This window comes from Rhodococcus sp. G-MC3, assembly GCF_030063335.1.
Classification (GTDB): Bacteria; Actinomycetota; Actinomycetes; order Mycobacteriales; family Mycobacteriaceae; genus Rhodococcoides.
The window spans coordinates 114424-140060 of record NZ_JASISW010000008.1 but is presented as its reverse complement, the minus strand read 5'-3'; the positions used below and the strand labels follow the sequence as shown (position 1 = coordinate 140060).

24 protein-coding genes are annotated in these 25637 nt (G+C 63.6%); 11 read left to right on the top strand and 13 right to left on the bottom strand.

Annotated elements, in window-relative coordinates; translation table 11 throughout:
• Nucleotides 1-13: 13 nt before the first annotated feature.
• Nucleotides 14-1645 (bottom strand): acyl-CoA dehydrogenase family protein, encoded by a 1632-nt coding sequence (locus tag QMK17_RS11310; protein WP_283509105.1) that lies wholly within the window; start codon nt 1643-1645, stop codon nt 14-16.
• Nucleotides 1642-2268: a TetR/AcrR family transcriptional regulator gene (locus QMK17_RS11305; RefSeq protein WP_283509104.1), complete on the bottom strand. Its 627-nt coding sequence runs from the start codon at nt 2266-2268 to the stop codon at nt 1642-1644. The genes QMK17_RS11310 and QMK17_RS11305 overlap by 4 nt, the downstream gene beginning before the upstream one ends.
• Before the next feature lie 59 nt (nt 2269-2327).
• On the opposite strand from QMK17_RS11305, the gene QMK17_RS11300 reads away from it, so the two are divergent.
• Both QMK17_RS11300 and QMK17_RS11295 read left to right on the top strand, forming a co-directional pair.
• Nucleotides 2328-3092 carry a crotonase/enoyl-CoA hydratase family protein gene (locus QMK17_RS11300; protein WP_283509102.1) on the top strand — a complete coding sequence of 255 codons (765 nt, stop codon included), beginning with the start codon at nt 2328-2330 and terminating at the stop codon, nt 3090-3092.
• Nucleotides 3089-4567 carry a DUF2630 family protein gene (locus tag QMK17_RS11295; RefSeq protein ID WP_283509101.1) on the top strand — a complete coding sequence of 493 codons (1479 nt, stop codon included), beginning with the start codon at nt 3089-3091 and terminating at the stop codon, nt 4565-4567. The genes QMK17_RS11300 and QMK17_RS11295 overlap by 4 nt, the downstream gene beginning before the upstream one ends.
• On the opposite strand, the gene QMK17_RS11290 is transcribed toward QMK17_RS11295, so the two are convergent.
• Entirely contained in the window at nt 4568-5326 is a 759-nt protein-coding gene (locus QMK17_RS11290) for an SDR family oxidoreductase (protein WP_283509100.1), read from the bottom strand.
• A gap of 29 nt (nt 5327-5355) precedes the next feature.
• Here QMK17_RS11290 and QMK17_RS11285 point away from each other — a divergent pair, with 29 nt between their 5' ends.
• Complete coding sequence (locus QMK17_RS11285) at nt 5356-6786, top strand: dihydrolipoyl dehydrogenase family protein (protein WP_283509099.1); 1431 nt, start codon at nt 5356-5358, stop codon at nt 6784-6786.
• A gap of 7 nt (nt 6787-6793) precedes the next feature.
• On the opposite strand, the gene QMK17_RS11280 is transcribed toward QMK17_RS11285, so the two are convergent.
• Nucleotides 6794-8197: an APC family permease gene (locus QMK17_RS11280; RefSeq protein ID WP_283509098.1), complete on the bottom strand. Its 1404-nt coding sequence runs from the start codon at nt 8195-8197 to the stop codon at nt 6794-6796.
• 11 nt (nt 8198-8208) lie between these two features.
• The gene (locus QMK17_RS11275; RefSeq protein ID WP_283509097.1) at nt 8209-8376 is read right to left on the bottom strand and encodes a hypothetical protein; all 168 of its coding nucleotides are present in this window, start codon (nt 8374-8376) and stop codon (nt 8209-8211) included.
• Between the two features lie 104 nt (nt 8377-8480).
• On the opposite strand from QMK17_RS11275, the gene QMK17_RS11270 reads away from it, so the two are divergent.
• Nucleotides 8481-9257 (top strand): IclR family transcriptional regulator, encoded by a 777-nt coding sequence (locus tag QMK17_RS11270; protein ID WP_283509095.1) that lies wholly within the window; start codon nt 8481-8483, stop codon nt 9255-9257.
• Here the strand turns inward: QMK17_RS11270 and QMK17_RS11265 are convergent.
• The 5 genes from QMK17_RS11265 to QMK17_RS11245 form a co-directional block, all read right to left on the bottom strand.
• The gene (locus QMK17_RS11265) at nt 9245-10234 is read right to left on the bottom strand and encodes a 2-hydroxyacid dehydrogenase (protein WP_283509093.1); all 990 of its coding nucleotides are present in this window, start codon (nt 10232-10234) and stop codon (nt 9245-9247) included. The two genes, QMK17_RS11270 and QMK17_RS11265, sit on opposite strands and share 13 nt — an antisense overlap.
• A complete protein-coding gene (locus tag QMK17_RS11260; RefSeq protein ID WP_283509092.1) occupies nt 10231-11154 on the bottom strand; it encodes a hydroxymethylglutaryl-CoA lyase in 924 nt (307 codons plus the stop codon). The genes QMK17_RS11265 and QMK17_RS11260 overlap by 4 nt, the downstream gene beginning before the upstream one ends.
• On the bottom strand, nt 11154-12338 hold the full coding sequence (locus tag QMK17_RS11255) for a CaiB/BaiF CoA transferase family protein (RefSeq protein ID WP_283509091.1): 1185 nt from the start codon (nt 12336-12338) through the stop codon (nt 11154-11156). Before QMK17_RS11255 ends, QMK17_RS11260 begins: the two co-directional genes overlap by 1 nt.
• A gap of 17 nt (nt 12339-12355) precedes the next feature.
• The gene (locus QMK17_RS11250) at nt 12356-13753 is read right to left on the bottom strand and encodes a GntP family permease (protein WP_283509090.1); all 1398 of its coding nucleotides are present in this window, start codon (nt 13751-13753) and stop codon (nt 12356-12358) included.
• 110 nt (nt 13754-13863) lie between these two features.
• Nucleotides 13864-14430: an MOSC domain-containing protein gene (locus QMK17_RS11245; RefSeq protein WP_283509089.1), complete on the bottom strand. Its 567-nt coding sequence runs from the start codon at nt 14428-14430 to the stop codon at nt 13864-13866.
• Nucleotides 14431-14492: 62 nt separating this feature from the next.
• On the opposite strand from QMK17_RS11245, the gene QMK17_RS11240 reads away from it, so the two are divergent.
• A complete protein-coding gene (locus tag QMK17_RS11240; protein ID WP_283509088.1) occupies nt 14493-16037 on the top strand; it encodes a carboxylesterase/lipase family protein in 1545 nt (514 codons plus the stop codon).
• A 25-nt stretch (nt 16038-16062) separates the two neighbouring features.
• Here the strand turns inward: QMK17_RS11240 and QMK17_RS11235 are convergent, their stop codons facing one another.
• Nucleotides 16063-16929 carry an Fpg/Nei family DNA glycosylase gene (locus tag QMK17_RS11235; RefSeq protein WP_283509086.1) on the bottom strand — a complete coding sequence of 289 codons (867 nt, stop codon included), beginning with the start codon at nt 16927-16929 and terminating at the stop codon, nt 16063-16065.
• Nucleotides 16930-16975: 46 nt separating this feature from the next.
• Here QMK17_RS11235 and QMK17_RS11230 point away from each other — a divergent pair, with 46 nt between their 5' ends.
• From QMK17_RS11230 to QMK17_RS11220, 3 genes are all read left to right on the top strand, one after another.
• On the top strand, nt 16976-17776 hold the full coding sequence (locus tag QMK17_RS11230; protein WP_283509085.1) for a thymidylate synthase: 801 nt from the start codon (nt 16976-16978) through the stop codon (nt 17774-17776).
• A complete protein-coding gene (locus tag QMK17_RS11225) occupies nt 17773-18279 on the top strand; it encodes a dihydrofolate reductase (protein ID WP_283509084.1) in 507 nt (168 codons plus the stop codon). The genes QMK17_RS11230 and QMK17_RS11225 overlap by 4 nt, the downstream gene beginning before the upstream one ends.
• Before the next feature lie 61 nt (nt 18280-18340).
• Entirely contained in the window at nt 18341-18667 is a 327-nt protein-coding gene (locus tag QMK17_RS11220; protein ID WP_283509082.1) for a cupin domain-containing protein, read from the top strand.
• Here the strand turns inward: QMK17_RS11220 and QMK17_RS11215 are convergent.
• Both QMK17_RS11215 and QMK17_RS11210 read right to left on the bottom strand, forming a co-directional pair.
• Complete coding sequence (locus QMK17_RS11215) at nt 18664-19557, bottom strand: universal stress protein (RefSeq protein ID WP_283509080.1); 894 nt, start codon at nt 19555-19557, stop codon at nt 18664-18666. The two genes, QMK17_RS11220 and QMK17_RS11215, sit on opposite strands and share 4 nt — an antisense overlap.
• A 213-nt stretch (nt 19558-19770) precedes the next feature.
• Nucleotides 19771-20682: an acyl-ACP desaturase gene (locus QMK17_RS11210; RefSeq protein ID WP_283509079.1), complete on the bottom strand. Its 912-nt coding sequence runs from the start codon at nt 20680-20682 to the stop codon at nt 19771-19773.
• A gap of 365 nt (nt 20683-21047) precedes the next feature.
• Here QMK17_RS11210 and QMK17_RS11205 point away from each other — a divergent pair, with 365 nt between their 5' ends.
• The 3 genes from QMK17_RS11205 to QMK17_RS11195 all read left to right on the top strand — a co-directional run bounded on the left by QMK17_RS11205 (nt 21048) and on the right by QMK17_RS11195 (nt 25629).
• Nucleotides 21048-22280 carry a PucR family transcriptional regulator gene (locus QMK17_RS11205; RefSeq protein WP_283509078.1) on the top strand — a complete coding sequence of 411 codons (1233 nt, stop codon included), beginning with the start codon at nt 21048-21050 and terminating at the stop codon, nt 22278-22280.
• Between the two features lie 194 nt (nt 22281-22474).
• Nucleotides 22475-23173: an ABC transporter ATP-binding protein gene (locus QMK17_RS11200; protein ID WP_283509322.1), complete on the top strand. Its 699-nt coding sequence runs from the start codon at nt 22475-22477 to the stop codon at nt 23171-23173.
• The gene (locus QMK17_RS11195; RefSeq protein ID WP_283509075.1) at nt 23170-25629 is read left to right on the top strand and encodes an FtsX-like permease family protein; all 2460 of its coding nucleotides are present in this window, start codon (nt 23170-23172) and stop codon (nt 25627-25629) included. Before QMK17_RS11200 ends, QMK17_RS11195 begins: the two co-directional genes overlap by 4 nt.
• Nucleotides 25630-25637 lie beyond the last annotated feature (8 nt).

Genomic DNA, 25637 nt, shown 5'->3' with positions numbered 1-25637 from the left:
TCGGTACTCCGGCTCAGCCGGGAACCCTGTCGAGAATTGCAGCTGTATCGACACCCGTCGGCAGGGTCCCGAAGGCATTGCCCCAGTCCTCGCCGAGACGGCTTGCGCAGAACGCGTCTGCCACGGCCGGGTCTCCGTGCCGAACCAGCAACGATCCCTGGAACACCACGGCCATCAGCTCGACGACGCGCCTCGCTCGATATTCGATGTCGGACCGGTCTGCCAGCTCCTTACCGACCCGGGACACGGCGTCGTCGAGCCTCGAATCGGCACCCGCAGCAAGGCCGACCTCGGTGAAGAATGCCTCGACGCTGCCGGGCTGTTTCGCCAGCGCGCGCAGCGAATCGAGCGCGGCGACATTGCCTGAGCCTTCCCAGATCGACATCAGCGGCGACTCTCGATACAACCGCGGCATACCCGATTCCTCGACATACCCGTTACCGCCGAGACACTCCAGCGCCTCGGCTGCGTGCGAGGGCGCCCGTTTGCACACCCAATACTTGCTGACGGCCAACGCGATACGGCGAAGTTCGGACTCCTGAGTGTCGCCTCGCGCTGCGCGATCGGTGGCCCCGGCAAGCCTCGTCATCACGGCCGTGGCCGCCTCCGATTCGACGATCAAATCCGACAACACGTTTCGCATCAAGGGCTGATCCACCAGCGCAGCACCGAAAGCAGAGCGATGCCGGCCGTGATGCACTGCACGGACCGTCGCATTGCGGATTCCGGCAGCCGATCCGATGACGCAGTCCAGCCTCGTCATGTTCACCATCTCGATGATCGTCCGGACGCCGCGTCCTTCCTCACCGATCAACCATCCTGTTGCGCCCAGGTATTCGAGCTCACCCGACGCGTTGGACTTGTTCCCCAGCTTGTCCTTGAGACGTTGCAGCGCAATACGATTGCGGGTGCCGTCTGGAAGCACGCGGGGCAGCAAGAAGCACGACAGTCCACCGGGAGCCTGCGCCAAGGTGAGGAACATGTCGGACATCGGCGCCGAGGTGAACCACTTGTGTCCGACGATCGTGTAGGTGCCATCCGACGACGGTGTTGCAGTCGTCGTATTCGCGCGAACGTCGGAACCGCCCTGCTTCTCCGTCATCGACATGCCAGCAGTGAGCCCGCGCTTCTCCGTCGGGACGCGAAGCCCGAAATCGTAGTGCGTCGACGCCAGCAGCGGCTCGTAGATTTCGGCGAGCTCGCGGTTGTGCCGCAGCGCCGGTACTGCCGCGTAGGTCATCGAGATGGGACACATGTGGCCCCCATCGGTCTGGCCCCAGACGTAGAACTTCGCGGCGCGCGCGACGTGGGCGCCCGATCGGTCGCACTGCCATGGCGTCGCGTGCAGTCCGTTGGCAACGGCCACCGACATCAGGTTGTGCCAGTGCGGATGAAATTCGACTTCGTCCACGCGGTTTCCGAAGCGATCGTGGGTGTGTAGGACGGGTGGGTACTCGTTGGCGAGACGCCCCCATTCCTGCGCCTCGGCGCTGCCTGCAAGGTCGCCGAGCTCGCGGACATCCTCCTCGGCCCACTCCGCACCTTCGCGACGTAGTCCTTCGAGCAGGGAAGCGTCCTCGGATGTGTCGTACGGAACGAGATCGGGAACCTGGTTCGACACCGTATGAGTGAGCGGAAAAGTCATGAACGGACTCCTAACGAGCGTAGGGCAAAGGACACGAGATCGGGGACGACGTCGGCGGCAGGATCGTGCTCAGGGCTCAGGGCACGATCAGGGCTGAGCGGCCCGACCAGAATTTCACCGACCGCGCCGACCAACCCCACTGCCGCGAGTTCCACGTTCTGTTCGGGGATCTCTCCTGCGGCGATGCCTGCGGTGATCGCACCGGCGATGGCACCGGTGAAGCTGCGCCTGAACACGAGCCTCTCGGCGTCGACGGCAGGCTCGACTGGTTCCGCCAGCAACGCGTAGGCCATCGTTCGGTTCTTCATCGCGCGGCCTGCGAAGGTCTCGACGATGGCAGTGACACGTTCGACGACGGTGCCTGCGGCCGAGGTAGCCGAGGCCGAGGCGACGGCGCGGACCTCCCGACCGCATACCTCACGAAAAATTGCGACGAGCAGGTCGGACTTGTTCTCGAAATGGGTGTAGACGCTGCCGGCGGATACTCCCGCGGCAGCGGCCACCGAGGCGATCGACAGGCCCTTGTAGCCGTGCACGGACAGGACGTCGATCGCCGAGGCGAAGAGTTTCTCGCGTCCGGCGTCGAGACGAGCTTGCACGGCCGAGGTGCGGCGGTACGGCATAGCAAGAAGTGAACACCCATTCATTGCTTCAAGCAAGACCTCTCGAGTACCGTCGAGGAATGTCGGTGAGGATCGAACGCTCCGGACCTGTTACTACCATCGTGCTCTCGCGCCCCGAATCGAGGAACGCCGTCGACGGCCCGACCGCCGCTGAACTTGTGGCGGCATTCGAGGAGTTCGACGCGGACTCCGACGCAGCAGTCGCGGTGCTGTGGGGTGAGGGCGGAACGTTCTGTTCCGGTGCCGACCTCAAGGCACTCGGCACCGAGCGTTCCAACCACGCAACCGAACACGGCGACGGACCGATGGGTCCGACGCGGATGCGACTGTCGAAACCAGTGATCGCCGCGGTATCGGGATTTGCCGTCGCAGGCGGTCTCGAACTGGCGCTCTGGTGCGACCTTCGAATCATGGAGGAAGACAGCACGTTCGGAGTGTTCTGCCGCCGCTGGGGTGTCCCGCTCATCGACGGTGGAACAGTTCGGCTCCCTCGGCTGATCGGCGCGTCCCGCGCCATGGACCTCATTCTGACCGGCAGGGCGATCGATGCGGAGGAGGCCCTCGCGATCGGCCTCGCCAACCGGGTAGTCCCCGTCGGGCGAGCGCGCTCGGAAGCCGAGGCTCTCGCGGCCCAACTCGCTCTGCTGCCGCAGACATGTATGCGCCAGGATCGACTCTCGCTCATCGAACAGGATGGGCTCGAAGAAGAAGACGCCATCACCAACGAGTTCAGGCACGGTGCCATCTCCATGGCGGCCGATGCGCTCGGTGGTGCGCGGCAATTTGCCTCGGGCGCCGGCAGACACGGCATCGCCACCCCGTGATCGACGATCGACTGTCCGTCATCGACGACATCTTTCTTCGAACGCATCGAGGCTTCGGACTTCCCGTCGTACTCCAGGCGGTCTGGCGGTGTGCCGAGCACGTCGATCGAGTGGATTTCGCTGCCATTCATGCCAATCTCGCGTACGGTCGGCTCGGCCGTCGCGTGGTCACCCCTAAGATTCCTGGTGCACGTCGGCGATGGATCGGCTCGTCCGACACACTGCCACTCGCGTACGAGAGTGGACCCATCCCCGAGTCCGACGTACTCGGCTGGGCGGATGCGCAAGGCGACATCGAACTCGATCCCGAGCACGGTCCAGGGTGGCGTATGTCCGTTGCTCCGGTGGACTCCGGCGGGACCGTCGTGTCGCTGGTGTGTTCACACGCACTCGCGGACGCCGCTGGGTTGATTGCGGCGGCGGGTGAAGCGTTCGAGGGGAGCGCGCCACGACAACACCCGATCCGTCACCGATCCGATCCGACCGACGCCGTGTCACTGCTCGCGCGCGTCACCGAATCGTCCGCGCGAGCGATCGCCGGACTGATTTTCCGACGCGAGTCCCGGCGCGAATTGGCTGATTACCTCCGGTCTTCGGGCCGTCCCGAATCGCACGAGGCGCACATCAGCACAGCGGTGTTCGAGATGGAGGCAGCGCTGACGAACTCCGAGTTCATTTCGCTCGTCGCCCAGATCGCCGCCGAACTCGGCGAACCGATGCCGGTGAGCGTCAACGTTCCGTTTCGCTCCGAAACACCGGGAGCCAACGGTATCGGCATGGCGACCATCGCTGTCTCGGTTGACGATTCACCGTCGGACATCAAGAACGCCTGCAAGACTGCCTTTGCAGCACCGGCAGGCGCACCCAGTGGATTTCCCGCCGAGATAGTCCAGCTTCTGCCGGATTCACTCGCGGCAGGTCTGACATCGTCACCGGGCACTGCGCGGGTGCTGTGCTCCAACATCGGTGCGCTGCCGGAGACCATCGCCTCCGTCGGCGGTCACCCCGCGTCCGCGCTGGTGACCAGGGCCCTGCACCCCGGCGCGGAACTGCTCCGAACGACGACTGCTCTGTCCTCGTATATCTCGACGCTGAACGGGCAGTCGACGTTGGCCCTCGTCACGACGGATATCCGCTACGCGGCAATCCTCACCGCTCGCGCATCGACAGTCCTGGCGCGCCGAGGTTTACCGGCCCGATCATGGGCGCAGAGGACTAGCGTGAAGGCTATGAGCGAGCACGACATTTACAGCAAGATCGAACAACTGGTCGCCACCGAGCACAAGTTGCGGTCGCAGAACGAAGCAGGCGAGATCGACCCCACCGAAGAAAAGGCCCAGCTGGCCTCCATCGAGCACGCGCTCGACCAGTGCTGGGACCTACTGCGTCAGCGGCGCGCACGCCACGACGCAGGGAAGAATCCCGAAGGCGCGGAGGCCAACAGCGTCGAGCAGGTCGAGCACTACCTCCAGTAATCAGACAAGTCGATTCGTCAGTTCGTTGGGTAGGAACCGCAGTGCGACGTCGATGCCCTGCCACTTCAGGCCGGGGAGCGCAGCGCGGCGCGGTTCTTTTTCGATGGCGCTGACCATGGCGGACACGCCCTCGTCGAGAGTCGCTGTCAGGGCGCTGCTGTCCCCTGCCTTCGACGACATGTCGGTGGCGATGAACCCGGGCAGGAGCGTGGTGACGACGATGTCGGTCTTGGCGAGTTCGGCAGCGAGCGCTTCTCCGAGAGCGGCCACGCCTGCCTTGCTCGCGGAGTAGACGGCCTTGGCGCCGGGCAGGCCGCGGTCGGCGCTGATCGAGCTCACCAACACCAGGTGGCCATACTTCTGCGCGCGGAAGATTTCCAGCGCGGCTTCGCATTGAGACAGCGCTCCGATGAAGTTGGTGCGCGCAGTCGCCAGGTTTGCCTCGGCCCTGCCACTGCCGATCTTTGCCCCTTTGCCGAGTCCGGCGTTGACGACGACACGATCGAGCCCTCCGAGCTCGTCCCGAAGTTCACCGAATACCGCTGCGACGGCGTCGTGATCGGTGACGTCCAGGCCGCGGATCGCCACCGAGATGCCAGGGTTGGCCGCGAGTAACTCCTCGCGCAAAGTCTCCAGACGGCCCTCACGCCTGGCGCACAGCCCCAGGTTTCGGCCCTTGGCGGCGAATCGCCTGGCCATCTCTTCGCCGAGGCCAGAACTTGCGCCGGTGATCAGAATGTTTTTCCTCGTCTTCCCCATGGCCGAAGACCCTATGCCACTCTGGTGACATGACGACTACTGACGAATTCGATGTCATCGTGATCGGCGGCGGCCCAGTCGGGGAGAACGCCGCGAGTTACGCCATCGCCGGGAGCGATCGAACGGCGGTGATCGTTGAGCACGAACTCGTCGGTGGTGAATGCTCGTACTGGGCGTGCATGCCCAGCAAGGCACTACTTCGCCCGAGCGAAGTCCTCGAGACAGCGCGCAACATGCCGGGAGTGAAGGAAATCGTCGGCGAGAGGACCCTCGATGTCGACGCTGTGCTGGCTCGTCGGGAATCGTTCACGCACGGCCTCGACGATTCGTCACAGGTGAAGTGGGCGGAGTCGACCGGAATTTCCGTTGTCCGCGGCCATGGGCGCATCAGTGGAGAGCGGGCCGTCGAGGTCGACGGCCGCACGCTGACTGCCCGTCACGCCGTGGTGATTGCGACCGGCACGTCGGCCTCCGTTCCCAACACCCCTGGGCTGCGCGACGCCCTACCGTGGATCTCCCGCGACGCCACCAACATCCACGAGATCCCGCAGCGTGTCGCCGTCATCGGCGGTGGTGTGGTTGCCACGGAAGCGGCGACGTGGTTGCTCGCCTTCGGCGCCGACGTGACGTTGATCGTGCGGGGATCGCGACTACTGGCCAACGGCGAGCCGTTCGCGAGTGATCTCGTTGCCGACGCCTTGAAGAAGCGTGGTGCGAAGATTCTGTTCGACGCCGATCTGACGAGTGTGTCTCGGCCGGACGCGAAGGACACGGGGATCGGCCAAATCCACGGAGGCCCGGCGGAGCTGACCGTGGGAAGCGAGAGGATCACCGTCGACGAGATCCTGGTCGCTGCCGGCCGCAGGCCCGCGAGCGACGATCTCGGCTTGTCCGCGGTCGGTATCGAGGACGGCAAGTACATCGAGGTGAACGACCAGCTTCAAGTACCCGGACAGCCGTGGCTGTACGCGGCAGGCGACGTCAACGGGCGGGCCCCGCTGACCCACATGGGGAAGTACCAGGCCCGAGTCGCTGGCGATGTCATCGCCGCACGTGCGGCGGGGAAGCCGTTGGACGGCAAGCGGTTCGCGGCGTCGGCCGATCACGGCCAGATTCCGCAGGTCGTGTTCACTCCGGTACAGGTCGCGGCCGTCGGCCAGACCGAGAAGCAGGCCAGGGATAGCGGGATCGACGTCGAGATCGTCGGTGTCGACATCGCCGTCGCTGGATCCTCGTTGCAGCAGGACAACTACGCGGGCCATGCGCAGTTGGTGATCGACAAGACCGCGGACGTCGTCGTGGGGGCAACGTTCGTGGGCCCAGGGGTGGACGAGTTGGTGCACGCCGCAACAATTGCCGTTGTGGGCAAGGTGACACTGGACGATCTATGGCACGCGGTTCCGTCGTACCCGACAGTGAGCGAGGTCTGGTTGCGGCTGCTGGAATCGCGCCGCGGGTAGTGGCGCGCTAACGCAGGTGACCCCTCGCGATACCGGCGTACACCTCGGGATTGCGGCGTCTGAACCGCAGCGCGACAACAATTCCCGTGATCGCGGCGAGAACGAGCACGACGGGAACTGCGTTTACCACCGCCGAGTCCGATCCGGTGAGGGTGCTGTAATGCGTACCAGCGAGAACCAGACCTGTTGTCAGACCGATGAATCCGATACCGGGAGCGACGATCGTTCGCAGCACCGAGCGATCATCGCGGCGCCAGAAGAACGCCACGACGGACAGCGCTGCAGCGGCCTGTAGAGCGATGACGCCAAGCGTTCCGAGCCCGATGGCTCCGGCCGCGACGACGAGATACGGGTCGGCTCCTGCCAGCGCGAACACGATCAGCGCGACCGTGCAGGCTGTCGTCACCGTCATGCTCCCGATGTGCGGACTGAAGTGCTTCGCGTGGAAGCGGCCCAGCACTTCCGGCACCACGCGTTCGCGGCCGAGGGCGAACAGATATCGACTCGCCGCGTTGTGCACTGCCAGATACGACGCGAGGACACTCGTGCACAGGAGCACGGCGGTGCCGTCGTACAGGATGGTTCCGCCGAACTCGCGGGCGAGCGTGAACAGCAGATTACCGAGTTCGGTTCGTGCCATCGCCGGCGCGTCGACTCCTCCGGCCGCGCCGACGATGATCCAGCTCGTGAGCACGTAGAACACTGCAATGGTCGTCACAGCGATGTACGTGGCGCGTGGAATGCTGCGGCGCGGGTCCTTCGTCTCTTCCCCGTACAGGGCTGCGGACTCGAAACCGATGAAACTCGAGAACGCGAACATCATGGCAATGCCGAGGGATCCCGAGAACACTTGGTCCGGTGAGAACGACGCCAACGGTAGTGCGGCAGTGCCTTTCTGGCCCACCACCAGCACATTGAACACCGTGAGAAAAGCGAACTCGGCGACCATCAAGGTGCCCAGCACCTTCGCCGACAGATCAGCGTTGCGGAATCCGAGACAGGCGACTATAGCCACGGCTACGGCGCTGAACACCCACCACGGGACGTCGGGGCCGGAATCGAGCACCACAAGATGGGTGAAATAGCCGAATGCCGCAGCCAACCCACACGCGAGCGACGTATAGGCGATCACCGCGACGTACGCGGCGGCGACACCCGGCGGTTTGCCGAGCGCGAGCCCGACATAGGTGTAGAACGCTCCGGTGTTGATGACCTGCTGACTCATCGCGGCGAACCCGACTGAAAAGCACAGAAGCACGATGCCGCTGACAGCGAAGGCAGCGGGCAGGCCTGCGCCGTTTCCTCGAATCAGAGCCAGGGGAACGTTGCCGATCATGGCAGCCATGGGAGCTGCCGCTGCGACGACGAGGAACACCACTCGGCCGGTGGTCAATGTGCGCCGATCGGTCATGAGTTCCGAAGTTACGCCTGTGCGAGCAACAATGTCCCGAGGACACACAGCCGGGCTTCGAGCATCTCGTCGATCTCGGTGACGCCGCGGCCGTAATTGCGGCCACCCTCTTGATTCTGCCCCTCGTCGACGTCGCCCTCGGCTTCGTGGTCACCTTCGGACTCCGGCTGACCCACCATCGACCGTTCCAGGACTTCCTGATTCTGGTGTCGAACAGTGCGATCTGCGTCATCGCGTTTATCCTCCACCGCCACGTCGACAGACGTACCGCTAGGTTGGACCGGTGAGTACCGAGTCCGGATCCAAGCAACAGCCACTTCTCGTGCTGGCCAAGATCACCGAAATCCTCGACGCCTTCTCCTTCGATCGGCCCTCGCTGACACTCGGCGAAATCCAACAGGCGACGGGCATTCCGACCTCGACGGTTCAGCGCCTGGTCACCAATCTCGTATCGCAAGGCTTCCTCGATCGAAGTGGCGATCAGATCAGAATCGGTGTCCGTATGGCCTACTGGGCGGCCACCGCGACCAAAGACCTCGATGTGTTGTCGATCGTCAACCCGGTCCTCAAAGAAGTTCGCGATCTCACCGGTGAGACCACCTGCTTCTTTCGTCCCGAACAGACCTACCGGGTGTGCGTCGCATTAGCCGAAACGCGGCATGCATTGCGACGAGACATGTATGTCGGCAAAGTGATTCCACTCAACGTCGGATCGGCGAGCCGCGTTCTGCTCGCCTACGACGCCGATCTGGCCGAGAAAATTCTCGCCGGCACCCTCGAGCAGGTCACTGCGGATTCCATCACCGAGGCGGAAACGTTGCGCGGCACACTTGTACGAGCCCGCGCCGACGGGTACGCCATCACCACCGGTGAGCGAGAGACCGGGGCGTCCGGATTGTCCGCCCCGGTATTCGACTCTGCCTCCGACATCATCGGCGCAGTCACCATCAGCGGCCCGACTCTACGAATGCCGTTGTCGCAGTGCGAGAACTGGGTCGACCTACTCGTCTCGCACGCCGAGCAGATCACCCGTACCCTCGGCGGCCGCTATCCTGCCTGATTCCACGCTTGTGAATTGACCGGATGTGGCGGGAGCGTGCCGCGCACCATTGCCGCAGCGTTTTCGGCGCACAACCGCGCCATTTCCGAGCGTACCGACACCGTTGCACTACCGACGTGCGGCAACAGAACGGTGTTCGGCAATCCTGCCAACCCCGGTGCCAGTTCGGGCTCGTTCTCGTACACGTCCAGGCCCGCACCCGCGATCACCCGTTCACGGAGGGCCGCCACCAGTTCGCCCTCGTCGACGACCGGACCGCGAGCGGTGTTGATCAGGATGGCGGAATTTTTCATCGACCAGAGTGCGCGTTCGTCGACGAGGTGATGAGTGTCGGCGCTGAGTGGGACATGCAGTGAAAGAAAATCGCTGCTGGCAACCAATTCCTCCCACGACACATGCTCGATGCGTCCGGCGAACTCACCCAGCTCCTCATCGGTGACCTCACGGTCGGACGGCGGCCGTGGGCAGAACTTGACGGTCATCCCAAAGCCAAGTGCACGCCGCGCTGTTGCTCGCGCGATGCGGCCGAAGCCTGCCAGACCGAGCACCCGGCCCGAGACGTCGCTGCCGAGCAACAGCTCGGGTTCCCAGCCGGCGAAGGCGCCCGACCGCACGAAATGGTCGGCTTCCACGACACGTCGTGCTGTCGAGAGGATCAGCAACATAGCAATGTCCGCCGTGGAATCGGTCAGCACGCCTGGGGTGTTCGCGACGGTGATGCCGCGCTCCGTCGCCGCGGCAATGTCGATGTTGTCGAATCCGACGGCGTAGTTGGAAATACCGACAAGATTTGCCGTCGACAGTAATTCGGCGTCGAATCGGTCCCGCAATTGGGATACGACAACCCCATAGTCACCCGACGCACATCGCTCGATCAGACCGTCGTGATCAAGCTCGAGAACCTCCACCTCACCCGCGGCCGCGAGAATGTCCATCCCCGGCGCCGGAATCGGAGTGGTGACGAGAATCTTGCTCATATGACCCACTCGAATGCCTGCGCGTTCGACCTTGCGCCCTGAACTGTTTTGGAGCGCATCGGCTCACCGAGCTCGGCGAGGAGTTTCTCGGAAATGTCGACCATGGTTGCCAGGGTATCGGGAGTGAACCACGGCGGACGTGTTGCGAACAAGATGTCCTCACTAGAGGTGTTGCCGCTCGCCCCCGGTGCGAACGGGCAACCGCCGAGGCCCCCAAGAGCGCCGTCCACCAGTGTGGCGCCGGCCGATATCGCCGCGAGCGTGTTCGCGACGCCGAGTCCCCAGGTGTCGTGGCCGTGGAAGACGATGCGGCGCTTCGGAGATTCGGCTGCGACGCGCGAGACCAACGAGGTCACCTGCGCAGGCACCGCTTGGCCGAGGGTATCGCAGATGACGATATCGGTTGCGCCGTCGGCGCGTACGTCGTTCGCGATAGTGATGACACGTTCTTCGGGCACCGGCCCGTCGAACGGACAGGTGAACGACGTCGCGATGCACAACTCGATCTGTCCGCCCACCGATCGGGCGATCTCGGTGGCGTCGGGCATCGCCGCGAGGGACACCTCGGTCGTACGCCCGATGTTGGCCTGGTTGTGGGCATCCGACGCAGAGAAGCAGTACTGGAAATTGCGCGCGCCTGCCGCTGCCGCCTTCTCGACATGCCGCGGCGTGGCAACCCACACCCAGCATTTCGCGAGCTCGTCGGCGGTGAGTTCACCGATCACCTCGAGAGTGTTGGCCATCGGCGGCACCTTGTCCGGACGCGCAAGCGATCCGATCTCCAGCGTCGGAACACCGAGCGCGATCAGCTGTCGGATGACGTCGAGTTTACGTTCGGTGGGACGCATCTTGCCGGTGAGCTGCAATCCGTCGCGCATGGTGACGTCCCGCAACTCGGCGGCCGGTGTGAATTCGTACATCAGTTCTCGCTCCTGCCCAGTAGGTCCCTGAGTACTTCTGTTGTGTGCTCGCCAAGCTCCGGCCCCACCGACCTGATCGGTAAGGATTTGTCGCCGATCACCGGGACGATACCGACGAATCCGACGTCGACCGGCTGATCCTCGCCGGTATCGACCGCGAAGTTCTGGAGCATGTTGCGCGCGTTGTACTGCTCGTCGACAACGATGTCGGCCGCGGTGTAGATCGGACCCGACGGCACCCCGGCGGCATCGAGAATCTCGAGGGCCTCGGCGCGTGAGTGCAATCCCGTCCACGCGGAGATGGCTGCATCCAGTTCGTCGCGCCGCTTCCATCGACCGGCGTTCGACGCCAGATCCGGGTCGGCTCCGAGGTCCGGTCGATCGATCGTCTCCATGTACCGCTGGAAGATCGCGTCGCCGTTGCCGGCGATGATGATCGAATGACCGTCGTTGCACGGGTAGGCATTCGACGGTGCGATACCTTCCATCCGGCCTCCCGTTCTCTCACGTTCTACGCCGTACGCGAGATAGTCGGGAATGAGTGATTCCATCATCGACAGAATCGATTCGTTCAATGCCACGTCGATGGAACGTTGCTCCAACGACAAACCGGACTTGGTGGTCTTTCGCTGGAAAAGCGCTATGACACAACCGAATGCGGCGTACAGACCGGCGATGGAGTCACCGATGGATACTCCGACCCTCACCGGCGGACGGTCGGGGTCGCCGACGAGGTTGCGGAATCCGCCGTAGGCCTCAGCGACGGCGGCGAAGCCGGGACGCTGCGACATCGGGCCGGTCTGCCCGAATGCAGAGATGCGAGTGATGATCAGCTCGGGATTCTTCTCGCTGAGCTTCTCGGGCGAGATGCCCCACTTCTCCAAAGTGCCCGGCCGGAAGTTCTCGAGCACGATGTCGCACTGCGCGGCAATATCGATGACGTCCTGGCGCCCCTGTTCGGTTCGCAGGTCGAGCACTATCGACTTCTTGTTTCGGTTTATCGTCCGGTAGAGCATCGACGTAGTACCCGAGTAGAGCCGCCAGTTGCGCAGTTCGTCGCCGGTACCCGGCCGTTCGACCTTGATCACCTCGGCTCCGAAGTCCGCGAGCATGCGCGCGGCCGTCGGCGCGGCGATGTAATTGCCGAGTTCGAGTACCCGAACTCCGCTCAGCGGTAAAGACATTGATTCCCTTTCAAAACTCACAGTACGAAACTCATGGGCATGATCAAGAGGATCGCGACGACGGAAGCAACGGAGACGCCGACCGAGCACGTCTTGAGTGTGCCCCTCGTGCTCTGTCCCATCAACGACTGCAGAAGCCAGAACGTATTGCTGGTGACATGGACCGCGAACAGCGAACCTGCACCCGCGGCCAGCGCGATGAACACAGGGTCGAGACCGATGAGCGGTGCCACCGGAGCAAGGATGCCTGCGGAGGTGATCGCGGAGATGGTCACCGATCCCACGGCGATATGCAGTGCCGCGGCGATGACCCACACCATCAGCAGGGGTGCCGCGGAACTTGCGGTGAAATACTGACCGAGGATTTCGCCGAGACCGGCTTCCTTGATCATTGCGGCGAGCGATCCGCCGACGCCGGTGAGTATCAAGATTTGACCGCTCTCGGCGAAGCCACGTCCGAGTGCCGTCTCGACGCGCTTCTGACCAACGTTGTAGCGCGCGATCAGACAGGTGCCGATCAGGCCGATCAGCAGCGCGATCACCGGGCTGGCAATGAATTCGACTACGCGAATCGAGATCTCGGCAACTTCGAGGACCGCCCCGGTTGCGATCAGTAGAAGCGCCAGCAGAAGCGGAGACAGGAGTACGACGAGGCTCGTCTCCTTTTCGGTACGGACCTTCTGTACGACGCCGCCGCCGGCTGGCTCGTCGACCTGCTCGAGTTCTGCCATGCCTGGAGTGGAGCCTGCGGGATGACCCAGTTGGGGAGTTGCTTGCTCGTCCTTGTCCTCACTCCACCAGCCGCGCCGGAACACGAAGCTCATGATTGCGATCGAGATGACGACGACAGGAACGATCAGAATCAGGCCGTAGATCATCATCTTTCCCAGCGGCACGCCGAGCAGTCCTGCCAGCGCAAGCGCGGCGACGCCGGGGACCATGAAGACGATGCCGCACTCGAGGCCGATTGCCAGCGCGGTAGCCATCCTTGCCGTACCCAGCTTGCCGATCTTCGGTGCGAGATTGCGGGCCAGGGGCGCGGAGATGACGAGCAATACGTCAAGGAAGATCGACTGGAGCAAGGTAGCGATGGTCAAGGAAAGCGCATAGGGCAACCGTTTGGCGCCGAATGTCTTCAGGAGTGTTCCGACGAGACGTTGGATCGCGTTCATCTCTTGAAGCACCGCGCCCATCAAGACACCGAAGGCGATCAGCAACCCGACATCGGCCATGATCTCGCCGAAGCCGCCGGTGATGGTGTCGACGGTTGTCGTCACACCCAGCTTGGTTGCCAATCCCAGGTACGCCGCCCCCAGTACCAGCGAGACAACGGGGTTGAAATGAAACCGGACGATGAAGATCACCACCGCGAGCACGGCGACCACGGTGTTAATCACGATCCACATATCGGACATCAAAGGTTCTCTCCACGAAGTGAGCGGCGCCATGGCCGGCTTTCAGTGTGACGGACCACACTGTCGCTCACATTATGGGCATAAAATCACTTCATGGGCAAGGATCGGCATCACTTGATGGGTTGGGCTCGCTTCACCGGCAACGCAGCCTTCGAGCTATCCAGCTCTACCGGTGACAGGACGACAACCCGGCCGACTCGGAGAATCCCGTCCGTCAGCGGTTCAGCGCGCAATCCGCCACGCCCGATGAGCGCCTTACGAGCACCGTCGACGACCATCCGGTCCATCCAGCTGCACGGGTGAGCCGGCCGACCGCCGCGAAATCGCACCGGACCATCACCCGAGTCGATTTCGAATTCCACCGCCCTCAGCGGATCGAGCTCCAGACCACGTACGACGACGTTGCGCCTGGCCGCAGCGGTATCGGGCACGTCGACGCCCAGAACTTCACCGACGGCATCCCACGCCTCGGCAGCCAGGAACGTCACCGCAGCTTCGGTGTGCGCCTTCACGCCGAAAAATCGATCTCCTCGAATGCCCTTGTTCGCGACGACCTCGACCCGATCCACCAAGTTCGTCGGCACATCGTCGGCTGGACCATCCTTCGCTCGCCCGAAGTACGCGTGCGCCGGCGAGACCAGCAGTTGAAGGATCTCGGCGCGGTAGTGGAAAACCATGTCCACAGTCTCCTCCCCACGAAATCTACCCACCGGTAAGTATCGTTTGTACACTCGCAGTCATGGCTGAGAACACCAGAGTGACCACAGTGGACGGCGTGCTAGAGGGCAAAGCCGTCGGAGACCTGATCACGTGGCGAGGCATTCCGTATGCAGCGCCCCCGGTGGGTTCGCTTCGACTCCGCGCACCCCAGCCTGTCGAGCCGTGGAAAGGTGTCCGCGACGCCACCGAGTGGGGCAACGCATCCGTTCAGCACAAGCGCGGGACCATGCTCTCTTTTCGCAAGTACCAACCCGCCAGCGAGGACTGCCTGACGCTGAACGTCCTGGCCCCCGCGGCGCCCAGTGCCACCCCGCGCCCGGTCATGGTATTCATTCACGGCGGCGCGTACACGATCGGAACCTCCGCTACGCCCCTCTACGGTGGCGGTTCGCTCGTCCGGCGCTCCCTCCAGGACAGTGACGGCATCATCTACGTGTCGGTCAATTACCGCCTCGGCGCCCTCGGTTACCTCGACTTGACGCAGTTCTCCACCCCGGCCCGGCAGTTCGATTCCAACCTCGGCCTCCGCGACCAGGTCGCGGCGCTCGAATGGGTTCAGCTCAACATCGCTCGATTCGGCGGCGACGCGAACAACGTGACCATCTTCGGTGAATCCGCAGGCGCAAACGCCGTGACGACACTGCTGGCCACTCCCGCAGCCGAAGGGCTGTTCCAGCAGGCGATCTCGGAGAGCTCGGCACCCGGGCTCGTCGCGACGCACGAACATGCAACCCAATGGGCTCGCCAGTTCGTCGGATTCCTCTGCGACGGCGGCAATGCTGCACACGCTCTCGACAACGCCGACGTCGAACAATTGGGGCGGGCCGGTACCAAACTTGCGTTCACGGTGCTGAAGGAGACGCCCGGCCTCCACCCGTTCGGCCCCGTCGTCGACGGTGATTTTCTCCCCCAGAATCCTCTCGATGCGTACCAGGACGGCTCCGCGCACGCGGTTCCCCTGATCATCGGTACCAACAGCCGCGAAGGCACCTTGTTCCCGAAGCTCCTCGATGCGCTGCCCACCAATCCCGAACGTCTCGACAAGATGTTCGCGCTCACCGACCCGTCGGCGAAAGATGTTGTCACCGAGGCTTACCCCGGCTATCCCGACGAAGCGTCGGCTATCGACATCGGCGGCGACTTCACGTTCTGGAAGCCCTCGCTCGAGGTCGCCGAATCACACTCGCGTCGAGCCCCGACCTACAGTTACCGCTACGATTTCGCGCCGCGTGTCATGAAATGGCTCGGCCTCGACGCCACCCACGGATTCGAGTTGTTCGCGGTGTTCGGAATCAACGAAACGACCTTCGGCAAACTCATGACGATCCCCGGCGGCCGCCAGGCGTTCACTGACGTCACCGAGAACGTGCAGTCGCAGTGGCTGCAGTTTGCCCGAACCGGTGCACCTCTGCCGAACTGGCCGAAGTACGACGAGGATGCCCGCCAGACCATGATCTTCGATGCCCGCACCCGAGTCCAACGCGATCCCCGGCGTGACCGTCGTCAGGCATGGGAGGGCTACCGCGGCTACGCGAGCCAGAAAACTGAGCCCTCGAACAGCTGAGCCCTCGAATACCTGAAGCCGTCTGCTATTTGAGCAGACGCGACATCCGCCGGTCGGCGAGGATCTTGCCGCCGGTCTGGCATGTAGCGCAGTACTGGAACGAGCGTTCGGCGTAGGAGACCTCTCGTACCGGGTCTCCGCACACCGGGCACGGCAGACCGGTCCTGGCGTGCACACGCATACCAGACCGTTTCTCTCCCTTCAATCGCGCGGCGTCCTGGCCTTCGGACCTGGAGACGGCGTCGGTGAGTACGCCTCGCATAGCGCTGTAGAGCACCGAAATCGACTGCGCATCGAGACTCTTCGAGGATGCGAACGGCGACAGCTTGGCCACGTGCAGAATCTCGTCGGAATACGCATTACCGATGCCGGCGATCAGGGACTGGTCGACGAGCGAGGTCTTGAGTCTTGCCGTGGTGCCGCCGAGGATCTCGGCGAACTCGGTCTCGGTCAGCGCGAGCGCATCGGGGCCGAGTTTGGCGATCGACGGCACTTGCCGTGGATCGTGCACCACCCACACCGCGAGTCGTTTCTTCGTGCCGGCCTCGGTCAGGTCGATCGCAGGCGTGAGCCCCTCGGGGGTGAAGAAATGGATCCGAAGCGCGAGCGGGCCCTTGCCGGGCTTCGGCGGCGAGGCTGACGGGTTGTCGGTCCAGCGGAGCCAGCCGCCGCGGGAGAGGTGCGTGATCAACCACAGATCACCGGCCCGCAACGCCAGGTGCTTGCCGAATCGAGCAGCATCGGTGACGTCGCGGCCTTGCAACTCCGCGATGGGCGGATCGAACGTCTTGAGCACGCTCAGGGCTGCGATGTCGATGCGGCCGATGACGGCACCGACGGCATTCTCACGCAGGAACCCGGCGAGCGCTTCGACCTCGGGCAACTCGGGCATGTCCCCATTATGCGGTGGCGACGGTGTAGTGCATAGACTGCGAACCGTGATGGTTCCTACTCCGTACGAGGACCTGCTCCGGCACGTGTCCGAGACCGGCACTGCGAAATCGGACCGCACGGGCACCGGCACCACCAGTGTCTTCGGTCATCAGATGCGCTTCGATCTGTCCAAGGGCTTTCCGTTGATCACCACCAAGCGAGTGCACCTCAAGTCGGTCGTCTACGAGTTGCTGTGGTTTCTGCGCGGCGACTCCAATGTCGGATGGCTCAAGGAACACGGCGTCCGGATCTGGGATGAGTGGGCTGCCGAGGACGGCGAACTCGGGCCCGTCTACGGCGTGCAGTGGCGATCGTGGCCGACTCCGTCGGGCGAGCACATCGACCAGATCTCCGAGGTGCTGGAGACTCTGCGTACCAACCCCGATTCCCGACGCATGATCGTCTCGTCGTGGAACGTCGGCGAGATTGCGCAGATGGCGCTTCCGCCGTGCCATGCTTTCTTCCAGTTCTACGTCGCCGACGGGAAACTGTCCTGCCAGCTGTATCAGCGCAGCGCGGACCTGTTCCTCGGCGTTCCGTTCAACATCGCCAGTTACGCGCTCCTCACGCACATGGTCGCCGCGCAGGCAGGGCTCGAGGTCGGTGATTTCATCTGGACCGGCGGCGATTGCCACATCTACGACAACCACCGCGAACAGGTAGCCGAACAACTCAGCCGCGAGCCATACCCGTACCCCACTCTGAAACTGGCACAACGGGATTCGATCTTCGATTACACATACGAGGACATCGAGATACTCGATTACCAGCACCACCCCACCATCAAAGCTCCGGTGGCCGTGTGAGCCCGGTCGACATCGGTCTGATCTGGGCGCAAGCCGCCGGCGGCGTCATCGGCGACGGCAACGCAATCCCGTGGCACATCCCCGAGGACATGGCGCACTTCAAGGCGATCACACAGGGCCATCCGTGCGTCATGGGACGCCGGACGTGGGATTCCCTTCCGACACGCTTCCGCCCCTTGCCCGGGCGTCGGAACATCGTCGTGACGCGTAATGCACAGTGGAGCGACGAGGGCGCCGAGACCGCGGGCAGTATCGAGGACGCGCTCGCACTCGTCGACGGGCCAACGGTGTGGGTGATGGGAGGCGGCGAAATCTACCGAGCCGCAATGCCGTACGCCACCCGGCTGGAGATCACCCATATCGATCTGGAGATCGACGGAGACACCATCGCCCCCGAGATTCCCGATGGATGGGTCAGCTCCTGCGGTGAATGGCAGACCAGCCGCAAAGACGGCATCCGCTACCGCTGGGATCAGTACGGCAAGGCTTACCAAACTCACTGATTCGCACAGACTTTCATCCAGACCGCCTTCCGCGAGAGCGACGGTAAGCCATACTGGGCGCATGGACAAGAAGTCACTCACCGCCCTTGCCCGACAACAGCTCAAGCTCGCCGTGGGCGCGTCCAGTGGCCGAAGCTCACAGACGGTGTACGGCGGCCATCAGCGGCATCTGCGTCAAACCGTCGTTGCGCTCGCGGCAGGGAACGAACTCGGAGCTCACGACCTCAACGGCGAGGCCACCGTGCTGGTCATCAGCGGTCAGCTCAAGCTCGTCAGCGGCGAGAAGTCATGGAAGGGATCGGCAGGCGATTTGCTCGTCGTCCCCGATGCGCGTCACAGCGTGGAAGCCGTCGAGGATGTTGCGTTCCTGCTGACGGTCGCTGTCTAGCGGACTACCAGGACAGGGCAGTCCGCAGTATTGATCAGCGCGTAGCTGGTCGATCCGAGCAGCATTCCCCTGAATCCACCGCGCCCGCGAGTGCCCACGACGATCAACGACGCCTGCTCGGACAATTGGCCGAGCACACGAACCGGCCGATCCTGGGCGACTACGCGTCGCACGTCCACCTCCGGATACCTCTCCTGCCATCCGGCGAGGCTTTCGGCCAGCACCGCTTCCTCGGCTGCCGCGATATCTTCCCACTCACTCGGCACCCCGGAGATGTGAGCCAGGGACACGTCCGACCAGACATGAACAGCGGTCAAGGGCGCACCGCGATGCGATGCCTCGTCGAATGCCACTGCGACCGCGGCCTGGTTGATCTCGGAGCCGTCGACACCCACGACGACAGGGCCGAGAACCGGGGGAACTCCGTCGATGCTTCGGCCTCGCACCACTGCGACCGGTGACGACGCGTGTGCGGTCAATCCGATGGAAGTGGATCCCAGTAGCCCCGAATCGGATTCGCCGAGTCCGCTCGCACCGACAACTACCATCGAAACCTTCTCGGACAGGGCTAGCAGAACATCGGTCACCTTGCCATCGTGCGCTTCGGCCGTGATCGTGATGCCAGCCGTCGTGGGCGATGTGCCATCCGTCGTGGGCGATGCGCCATGGGCGGTTTCGCGCGCAAGGGCTTCCGCCGCAGCCAGACGCGACCGAGCGACTGCACGAAACTCGTCGACCTGCTCGTCGCCGAGATGATGAGGGATGTCGACCGCTGTGACGACAGTGAGCCCGAAGCCCCGTGACGCTGCGGTGGACGCTGCCCAGACGAGGGCCAGGTCAGCTGATTTCGAACCATCGATACCGACGACGATCGAGTTCTTGCCACTCACGTGGAATGCCTCCGGTCAACAAGCCCGTATGTCTACTGCAGGACGATATCCGGCATCAGAGTAGACGACTCCCTGATCGACCGGGTGATGCAGACAGTGGTGCAGACACATGGTAATCCCCTCTCCGGCTCCCGTTGTCGGGAACCGGAAAGGGGACATTTCCCACGGACCCCCCGGGGATTTGGTGTCGCGCGGAGAACCCGCGCGAAAATTTTACGACGCGCGGAGCCTCTCGGCATCGTGCGCGCGGGTACGCAATCGAACCCGCTCGAAGTGGGTAGCTTGTTTTTCCAGATCGTCGAGAAAGTCCGACAGCGTCGCTCGGCTTCGCTCGCCTGCGCCGAGGTCGGTGCGCTCGAAAATTCGCCAGTCCCGCAGGGAAGGCAGCAGCACTTCGTCCAGGTGCCTACGCAGATCGTAGATTCCGTCTCGGCCGAGGAGCATGGCGCTGCGCCCGAATCCAGGAAGTCCACTGCCGGGCATCTGGAAATTCATGATGACCTCGGTGATGGCCTTCACAGTCTGAGCCGGCGCGATATCGAGTGCGGCAGCAGCGATGTCGCGATGAAATGCGACGTGCAGCTCTTGGTCTGCGACGATGCGTCCCAACAGTGCGGTCGCGATCGGGTCGTTGCATTCGACGGCAGTGTTGCGGTGGCTGACCATGGTTGCCATGACGTCGACGGTGGCGTGCGCGATGGAACGCAGCAGATGGTCACCTTCCATGGACGAGTCGATGCCGATCGTCATGCACTGGAACCTCGCTCGATCCAATGCGATCGGATCGACGCTTCGCGTCGCCACCAGGTAGCGCTGGATCGCGTCCGCATGAAAGTTCTTCTCCGCGGTCCATTCGTCCATCCAGTTGGACCACGCACTGCGCGACGGTGCTTGCGCGTTGCCTCGGTCGGACCTCGCCGTGTTGTTGTGCGTGAGCAGCGTTGTCACCAGAGCGGCTTTCGCTGTCTCGGTCAACATCGGTCGCGTGTGCCCCCAGTACGACTCCGGACGGACGTAGTCCTCCGGCGACCATGACGATCTCGCCAGCCGGTGACGATCGAGCGATGCGCCGACCGCGGGTTCGAGCTCTCGGTACAGCGCGAGTTGATTCAGCACTCCGTTCACGGCCCCACCCCTGTCGATCGTCAAATCGATTTCCCCCTGTAAGCCGGTCGACGCCGTCCGGCACTGAGTAAAACGCTAAGCCCCCGACACCCCTCCGGCGAACACCATCGACATTGTTTAGGCAATGTCGCAACCAGCGGTCGACCCCGGTTGAGAGCCTTCACAAATTCGTTGGCTCAAACGCTGGATAACGCGTTGATAACATCCTATGATCAAGTTTGCTTAGAGGGTGTGAAACAAACCGCAAGTACAAAATGCATGCGTTTTCTGCCCGGTTTCAACCGAAAAGTGCGCGGATGCGCAATAATACGCAGCAGTAACTTTGTTTCCTCCAGAGCTGAAGTTCCTACATGAAGGGCTGATCTGTGACCGTTCACAACACGACGAGCCTCGGAATAATGGTTGCAGGGCAGCCTGCTTCCGCTCCGCTTCGCGACTTCCGTGCCGTGGCCAGGCTGCTGGTCGGCCACTTCGCGGCCAACACTCCCTGCGGTTCACTGCCAGGTGAGCAGCTGCACGGCGACGTCACCGAGTTCACCGTCAAGTGCATCAGCATCGCGGTGCAAATGCTCGACGAGCGTCGCGCTCCCACCGAGAGCGAGCTGGCGGAACTGCGGGCCAAGGCCAGCCAATGGGCACGCGAAGGTGTACCGCTCGAGTCCGTTCTCACCGTCTACCACGAGGGCATCCAGATCGGCTGGAATCTGGTGTCCAAGAGGGCCGGCGAAGGCGATACCACCGACTTGATCGAAGCAGCACGGATGTTCGTACTGCTCTCGGAGAAAGTTTCGATCGCAGCCTCGAAGAGCTACGTCGAGGAACTGCAGGCGGTCGCGAGCGAGCATCACACCGCAGCACACACTCTGGTGTCTTCTCTTCTCAGCGGACACAACGCAGTCTCCATCGCCCGTCAGTCGGGCATCGAACTCGCCGAGAGCTACCTCGTGCTCGCCATGTCGGTACCGCCGCATCCCGACGAGAACGATCCGGCCATTCAGAGGACTGTCGCCGCCAGGCGCAAGCTTCGCCGCGTTCAGGCCGAGCTGGCCATCGTGTGCGGACGTACACCCCTGTCGATGCTCAGCACCGAAGGCGGAACCGTCCTCATCCCCGGCGTGCGCGACGAGGAATGGGTCGAAGCCCTCGTTCACCGCTTGAGCACGGCAGCAGAGGTGCCACTGACCGTCACTGCGGAGCAGGCAGCCACCGCCGATATCCCCACGGCCGCAGATCAGGTCCACGAGCTGCTGGCGCTCGCTCACCAGCTACACCGACCGTCCGGGCTCTACCGCATGGACGACCTCGTCCTCGAGTACCAGCTCACCCGCCCCGGGCCGGGCCGTCGTCACCTTCGACAGATTCTCGAGCCTCTCGACGCGTCACCCGAGCTTCTGGAAACGCTGGAGATTCACATTTCTCACGATCTGAACCGCCAGCGCTCCGCACGGCAACTCCACCTGCACACCAACACCGTCGACTACCGACTCAAGCGCATCGCTCAGCTCACCGGGTTCGATCCCACCAGACCGTCGGGAATTCGGCATCTACAGGCTGCACTGGTCGCGCGTAGGCTCGAAGCATCGCAGGGAGCTGCGTAGGGAATAGCTCGCCGCAAGCGTGGGTTACACACTTCGACAGTGTTCGATCCATGCCCCGGGTACCAACACATCTGCCGCTGCGAGCGGCCACCTGCCGAGAGGCGCACTGGCGGACACTGTCGCTACGAGAACCGCCCACACTTGTGTGGGCGGTTCTCTTTTATCGAAGGGAGCCCGATACTTCCATGGCAGCTCTGTCGCTCCAGTTGGAGAACGTCGTCAAGGAGTACGCCACCGGTGAGCAGCCGGTTCGAGCTCTCGACCACGTCGACCTCACCATTTCGGGCGGACAGTTCGTATCGCTCGTCGCTCCCTCCGGCGCTGGCAAGAGCACGTTGTTGCACATGCTCGGAGCCCTCGACGTCCCGAATTCCGGGACGATTCTGTTCAACGGGGTGGACATCACCCGCCTCACCGACAGCGAGCAATCGGACTTCCGCAGACACGAGGTCGGCTTCGTCTTCCAGTTCTTCAACTTGCTCCCGACGATGTCGGCCTGGGAGAACGTCGCGGTCCCCAAACTGCTCGACGGCACCCCGATGTCCAAGGCCAAGGCCGATGCAATCGGGCTACTCGACATGGTCGGTCTCGCTCATCGAGCCGAGCACCGCCCGGCGCAGCTGTCCGGCGGGCAGATCCAACGCGTCGCGATCGCGCGGGCTCTCGTCATGGACCCTGCACTGATCATCGCCGACGAACCCACCGGGAACCTGGACTCCAAGACATCACACCTCGTGCTCGACATACTGGCCGACATCGCACATGCCGAAGGCAACAGGCGGGCTGTCGTCATGGCGACGCACGACCTCGACGCCGCCCGGACCACCGATCGCGTCGTGTCGATGCTCGACGGATGTATCGACACCGACGTGCTGTCAGGTTCGGAAATGTGATCAAGACGGCGCTGAGCCGCTTTCGTGTTCTCGGACTTCGGGACCTGCGGACACATTGGGTCAGGTCACTCGTCTCCGCGGCTGTCGTCGCCGTCGCCGCGGGTCTTCTCATCGCCGTGCTCGGGACTTACGGATCCCTGACCGGTTCGGTCGAGAGACTTGCAGTATCGATTGCAGGCAATGCCGATCTCGAGGTCGTCGGGGCGACCGACTCCGGCTTCGATTCGGGCGAACTCGACGTCATCCGCGCCGTGCCGGGCGTGCAGCAGGCGGTACCCCTGCTGCGCGGAGAAGTGGTCACCGATCGCGGGCCTCTCATGGTCCTCGGAGTCGACGCGTCCATCACCGCGCTCGATTCCGATCTGCAGAGTGCGGTCGCCGGGTCGATCACCGACCTCACCCGTCCAGGCGCAGTTCTCGTCGGACCCGATACCGGGTTATCGCAGGGCCAGACTTTCGAGATCGCTGGACGCACACTGACCGCGGTCGGAGTCGTGACCGGGGACGGCACCGACCGCATCGGTGGCGGTAACTTCGTGATCGCGCCGCTGCAGGCCGCCCAGTCGATCACAGACCGTCCCGGCCAGCTCGATTCGATCTTCGTTCTCGGATCGGGCGTGAGAGAGGCGGTCACCACGGCCGTCGACGGGCGTGTGGCCGTGATGGACACCGATTTCCGGGCCGAGCGTGCCAATACGGTGATGAGCCTGACCCGAAATTCGACCCTCATGGTCGCGCTGATCGCGTTCGTCGTTGCCGGATTCCTGGTGTTCAACGTGATGAACATGGCCATCGCCAAGCGCAGACCGACCATCTCCGTGCTTCGGTCCATCGGCGGGAAACGGGGCACCATCGTTCGAGATCTGCTCGCCGAGGCCGCAGTGATCGGGCTACTGGCCGGGCTGATCGGGGTGCCACTCGGAATTACCATGGGCCACCTGGCAATCGGCAGCCTTCCGCCGTTCCTGGTGGACGCGTTCGATGTGCGAATCGAGTATGTCCTGCCCGTCTACGCAATCCCCATCGCGGTAGTTCTGTGCGTGGTGGCATGCGTCGCGGCCTCCGCGCTCGCCGCAATACAGGTGTATCGAATCTCGCCGGTCGAGGCGCTGGCAGTGGGCGGCGCGGAGACCACTTCCGGTCCGAGGCGAGCGCTCACAGTTACCGCCGCAGTGGTCGGATCGATCGGAGTCGTCGGCGCAGTGCTTCTCGCAGTGACCGTCGACGGCCAAGCTGCACTGGCCGCGGGGGCCGTGTTCCTGGTCGCCGTGGTCGCCCTCTGCATCGGAGGCACCCGCGCAATCGTCTCCTGTGCCGCAACCCTTCCCAGACGCTGGGGAGGCGCAGGCCGGCTCGCGACGGCCACCGTCGAACGAGCGCCAGGACGGATTTGGGCGACCGTGATGACAATCGTGGTGGCCGTCGCGGTCTGCGTCGGCGTATCGGGGGCACTGGACGATTTGACCGAATCTGCGACATCATCTCTGGCGTCGATGGGCCGTACCGACGTGTACGTGTCACTGACCTCCAGCTCGTCGATCCCCGCCGGGGGCACTTTGCGTCCTGAAGTGTTGGAGCAGGTTCGCGCGACGCCTGGAGTGTCCGACATTGTCGAAGGCCAGTGGGCGTACGCCACCATCGACGGAGATCTCGTCGCGATCCAAGGGGTCGCCGACGGAAGCAACGCCGTCACGCTGTCCGTTCTGGCCGACGATATTCGCGACGCCGTGCTCCGAGGAGACGGAGTCGCGGTCTCACGCAGCCTCGGCGATGCACTGGGGGTCTCGCCCGGCAGCATCCTCGATCTGCCTACACCCACCGGCACCAAGCCCGTAGAAGTCCTTGCGGTGGTGGACTATCTGAATGCCGCAGGCGGCACAATGGCACTCTCGCTGCCGTCGATGCAGCAGTGGTTCGAGCGTCCGGGCGCGACGTACCTCGAAATCTCCGTGAACGGCAGCGGGGTGCAGGAAGTATTGGATCGAACGCTACCGCCGGAAGTGAACGTCTACTCCGGCAAGGAAGCACTCGACGGTGCGAGTGCTTCGATCGCGCAGGCGGGGGCGTTGGCGGTCGCGCTGCAGTGGATAGTTGCGCTCGTCGCCGCCGTCGCTCTGCTGAACACGCTGATGCTGTCCGTGCTCGAACGACGCCGCGAACTCGGCGTGCTCCGAGCGATGGGCGGCAGCCGCGGAACTTTGGGGAGGATGGTGCTCGCCGAGGCACTCGCGGTCGGCATCGTCGGCGGAGTCCTCGGAATCGTCATCGGGGCAGCTCTGCAGTACTTGAGCACGCTCATCCTGGGCGCGAGCACCGGCATCGACATCGACTTCACGCTCTCGCCGACGATCGCGGCCTACGCCCTCGTCGCGTTACTGCTCTCGCTGCTCGGATCGGCGCCGCCAGCGCTGCATGCTGCACGGTCGACGATCGTCGATGCGATTGCCGCTGACTGAAGGGGTGG

Excerpts from the sequence above, each read along its gene's own strand:
- QMK17_RS11245 (WP_283509089.1), bottom strand. The coding sequence starts at position 14,430 with ATGGTTTTCCACTACCGCGCCGAGATCCTTCAACTGCTGGTCTCGCCG.
- QMK17_RS11290 (WP_283509100.1), bottom strand. The coding sequence starts at position 5,326 with ATGGGGAAGACGAGGAAAAACATTCTGATCACCGGCGCAAGTTCTGGC.
- QMK17_RS11235 (WP_283509086.1), bottom strand. The coding sequence starts at position 16,929 with ATGCCCGAGTTGCCCGAGGTCGAAGCGCTCGCCGGGTTCCTGCGTGAG.
- QMK17_RS11310 (WP_283509105.1), bottom strand. The coding sequence starts at position 1,645 with ATGACTTTTCCGCTCACTCATACGGTGTCGAACCAGGTTCCCGATCTC.
- QMK17_RS11285 (WP_283509099.1), top strand. The coding sequence starts at position 5,356 with ATGACGACTACTGACGAATTCGATGTCATCGTGATCGGCGGCGGCCCA.
- QMK17_RS11280 (WP_283509098.1), bottom strand. The coding sequence starts at position 8,197 with ATGACCGATCGGCGCACATTGACCACCGGCCGAGTGGTGTTCCTCGTC.
- QMK17_RS11260 (WP_283509092.1), bottom strand. The coding sequence starts at position 11,154 with ATGTACGAATTCACACCGGCCGCCGAGTTGCGGGACGTCACCATGCGC.
- QMK17_RS11250 (WP_283509090.1), bottom strand. The coding sequence starts at position 13,753 with ATGTCCGATATGTGGATCGTGATTAACACCGTGGTCGCCGTGCTCGCG.
- QMK17_RS11240 (WP_283509088.1), top strand. The coding sequence starts at position 14,493 with ATGGCTGAGAACACCAGAGTGACCACAGTGGACGGCGTGCTAGAGGGC.
- QMK17_RS11255 (WP_283509091.1), bottom strand. The coding sequence starts at position 12,338 with ATGTCTTTACCGCTGAGCGGAGTTCGGGTACTCGAACTCGGCAATTAC.
- QMK17_RS11220 (WP_283509082.1), top strand. The coding sequence starts at position 18,341 with ATGGACAAGAAGTCACTCACCGCCCTTGCCCGACAACAGCTCAAGCTC.
- QMK17_RS11305 (WP_283509104.1), bottom strand. The coding sequence starts at position 2,268 with ATGCCGTACCGCCGCACCTCGGCCGTGCAAGCTCGTCTCGACGCCGGA.
- QMK17_RS11265 (WP_283509093.1), bottom strand. The coding sequence starts at position 10,234 with ATGAGCAAGATTCTCGTCACCACTCCGATTCCGGCGCCGGGGATGGAC.
- QMK17_RS11275 (WP_283509097.1), bottom strand. The coding sequence starts at position 8,376 with ATGGTGGGTCAGCCGGAGTCCGAAGGTGACCACGAAGCCGAGGGCGAC.
- QMK17_RS11300 (WP_283509102.1), top strand. The coding sequence starts at position 2,328 with ATGTCGGTGAGGATCGAACGCTCCGGACCTGTTACTACCATCGTGCTC.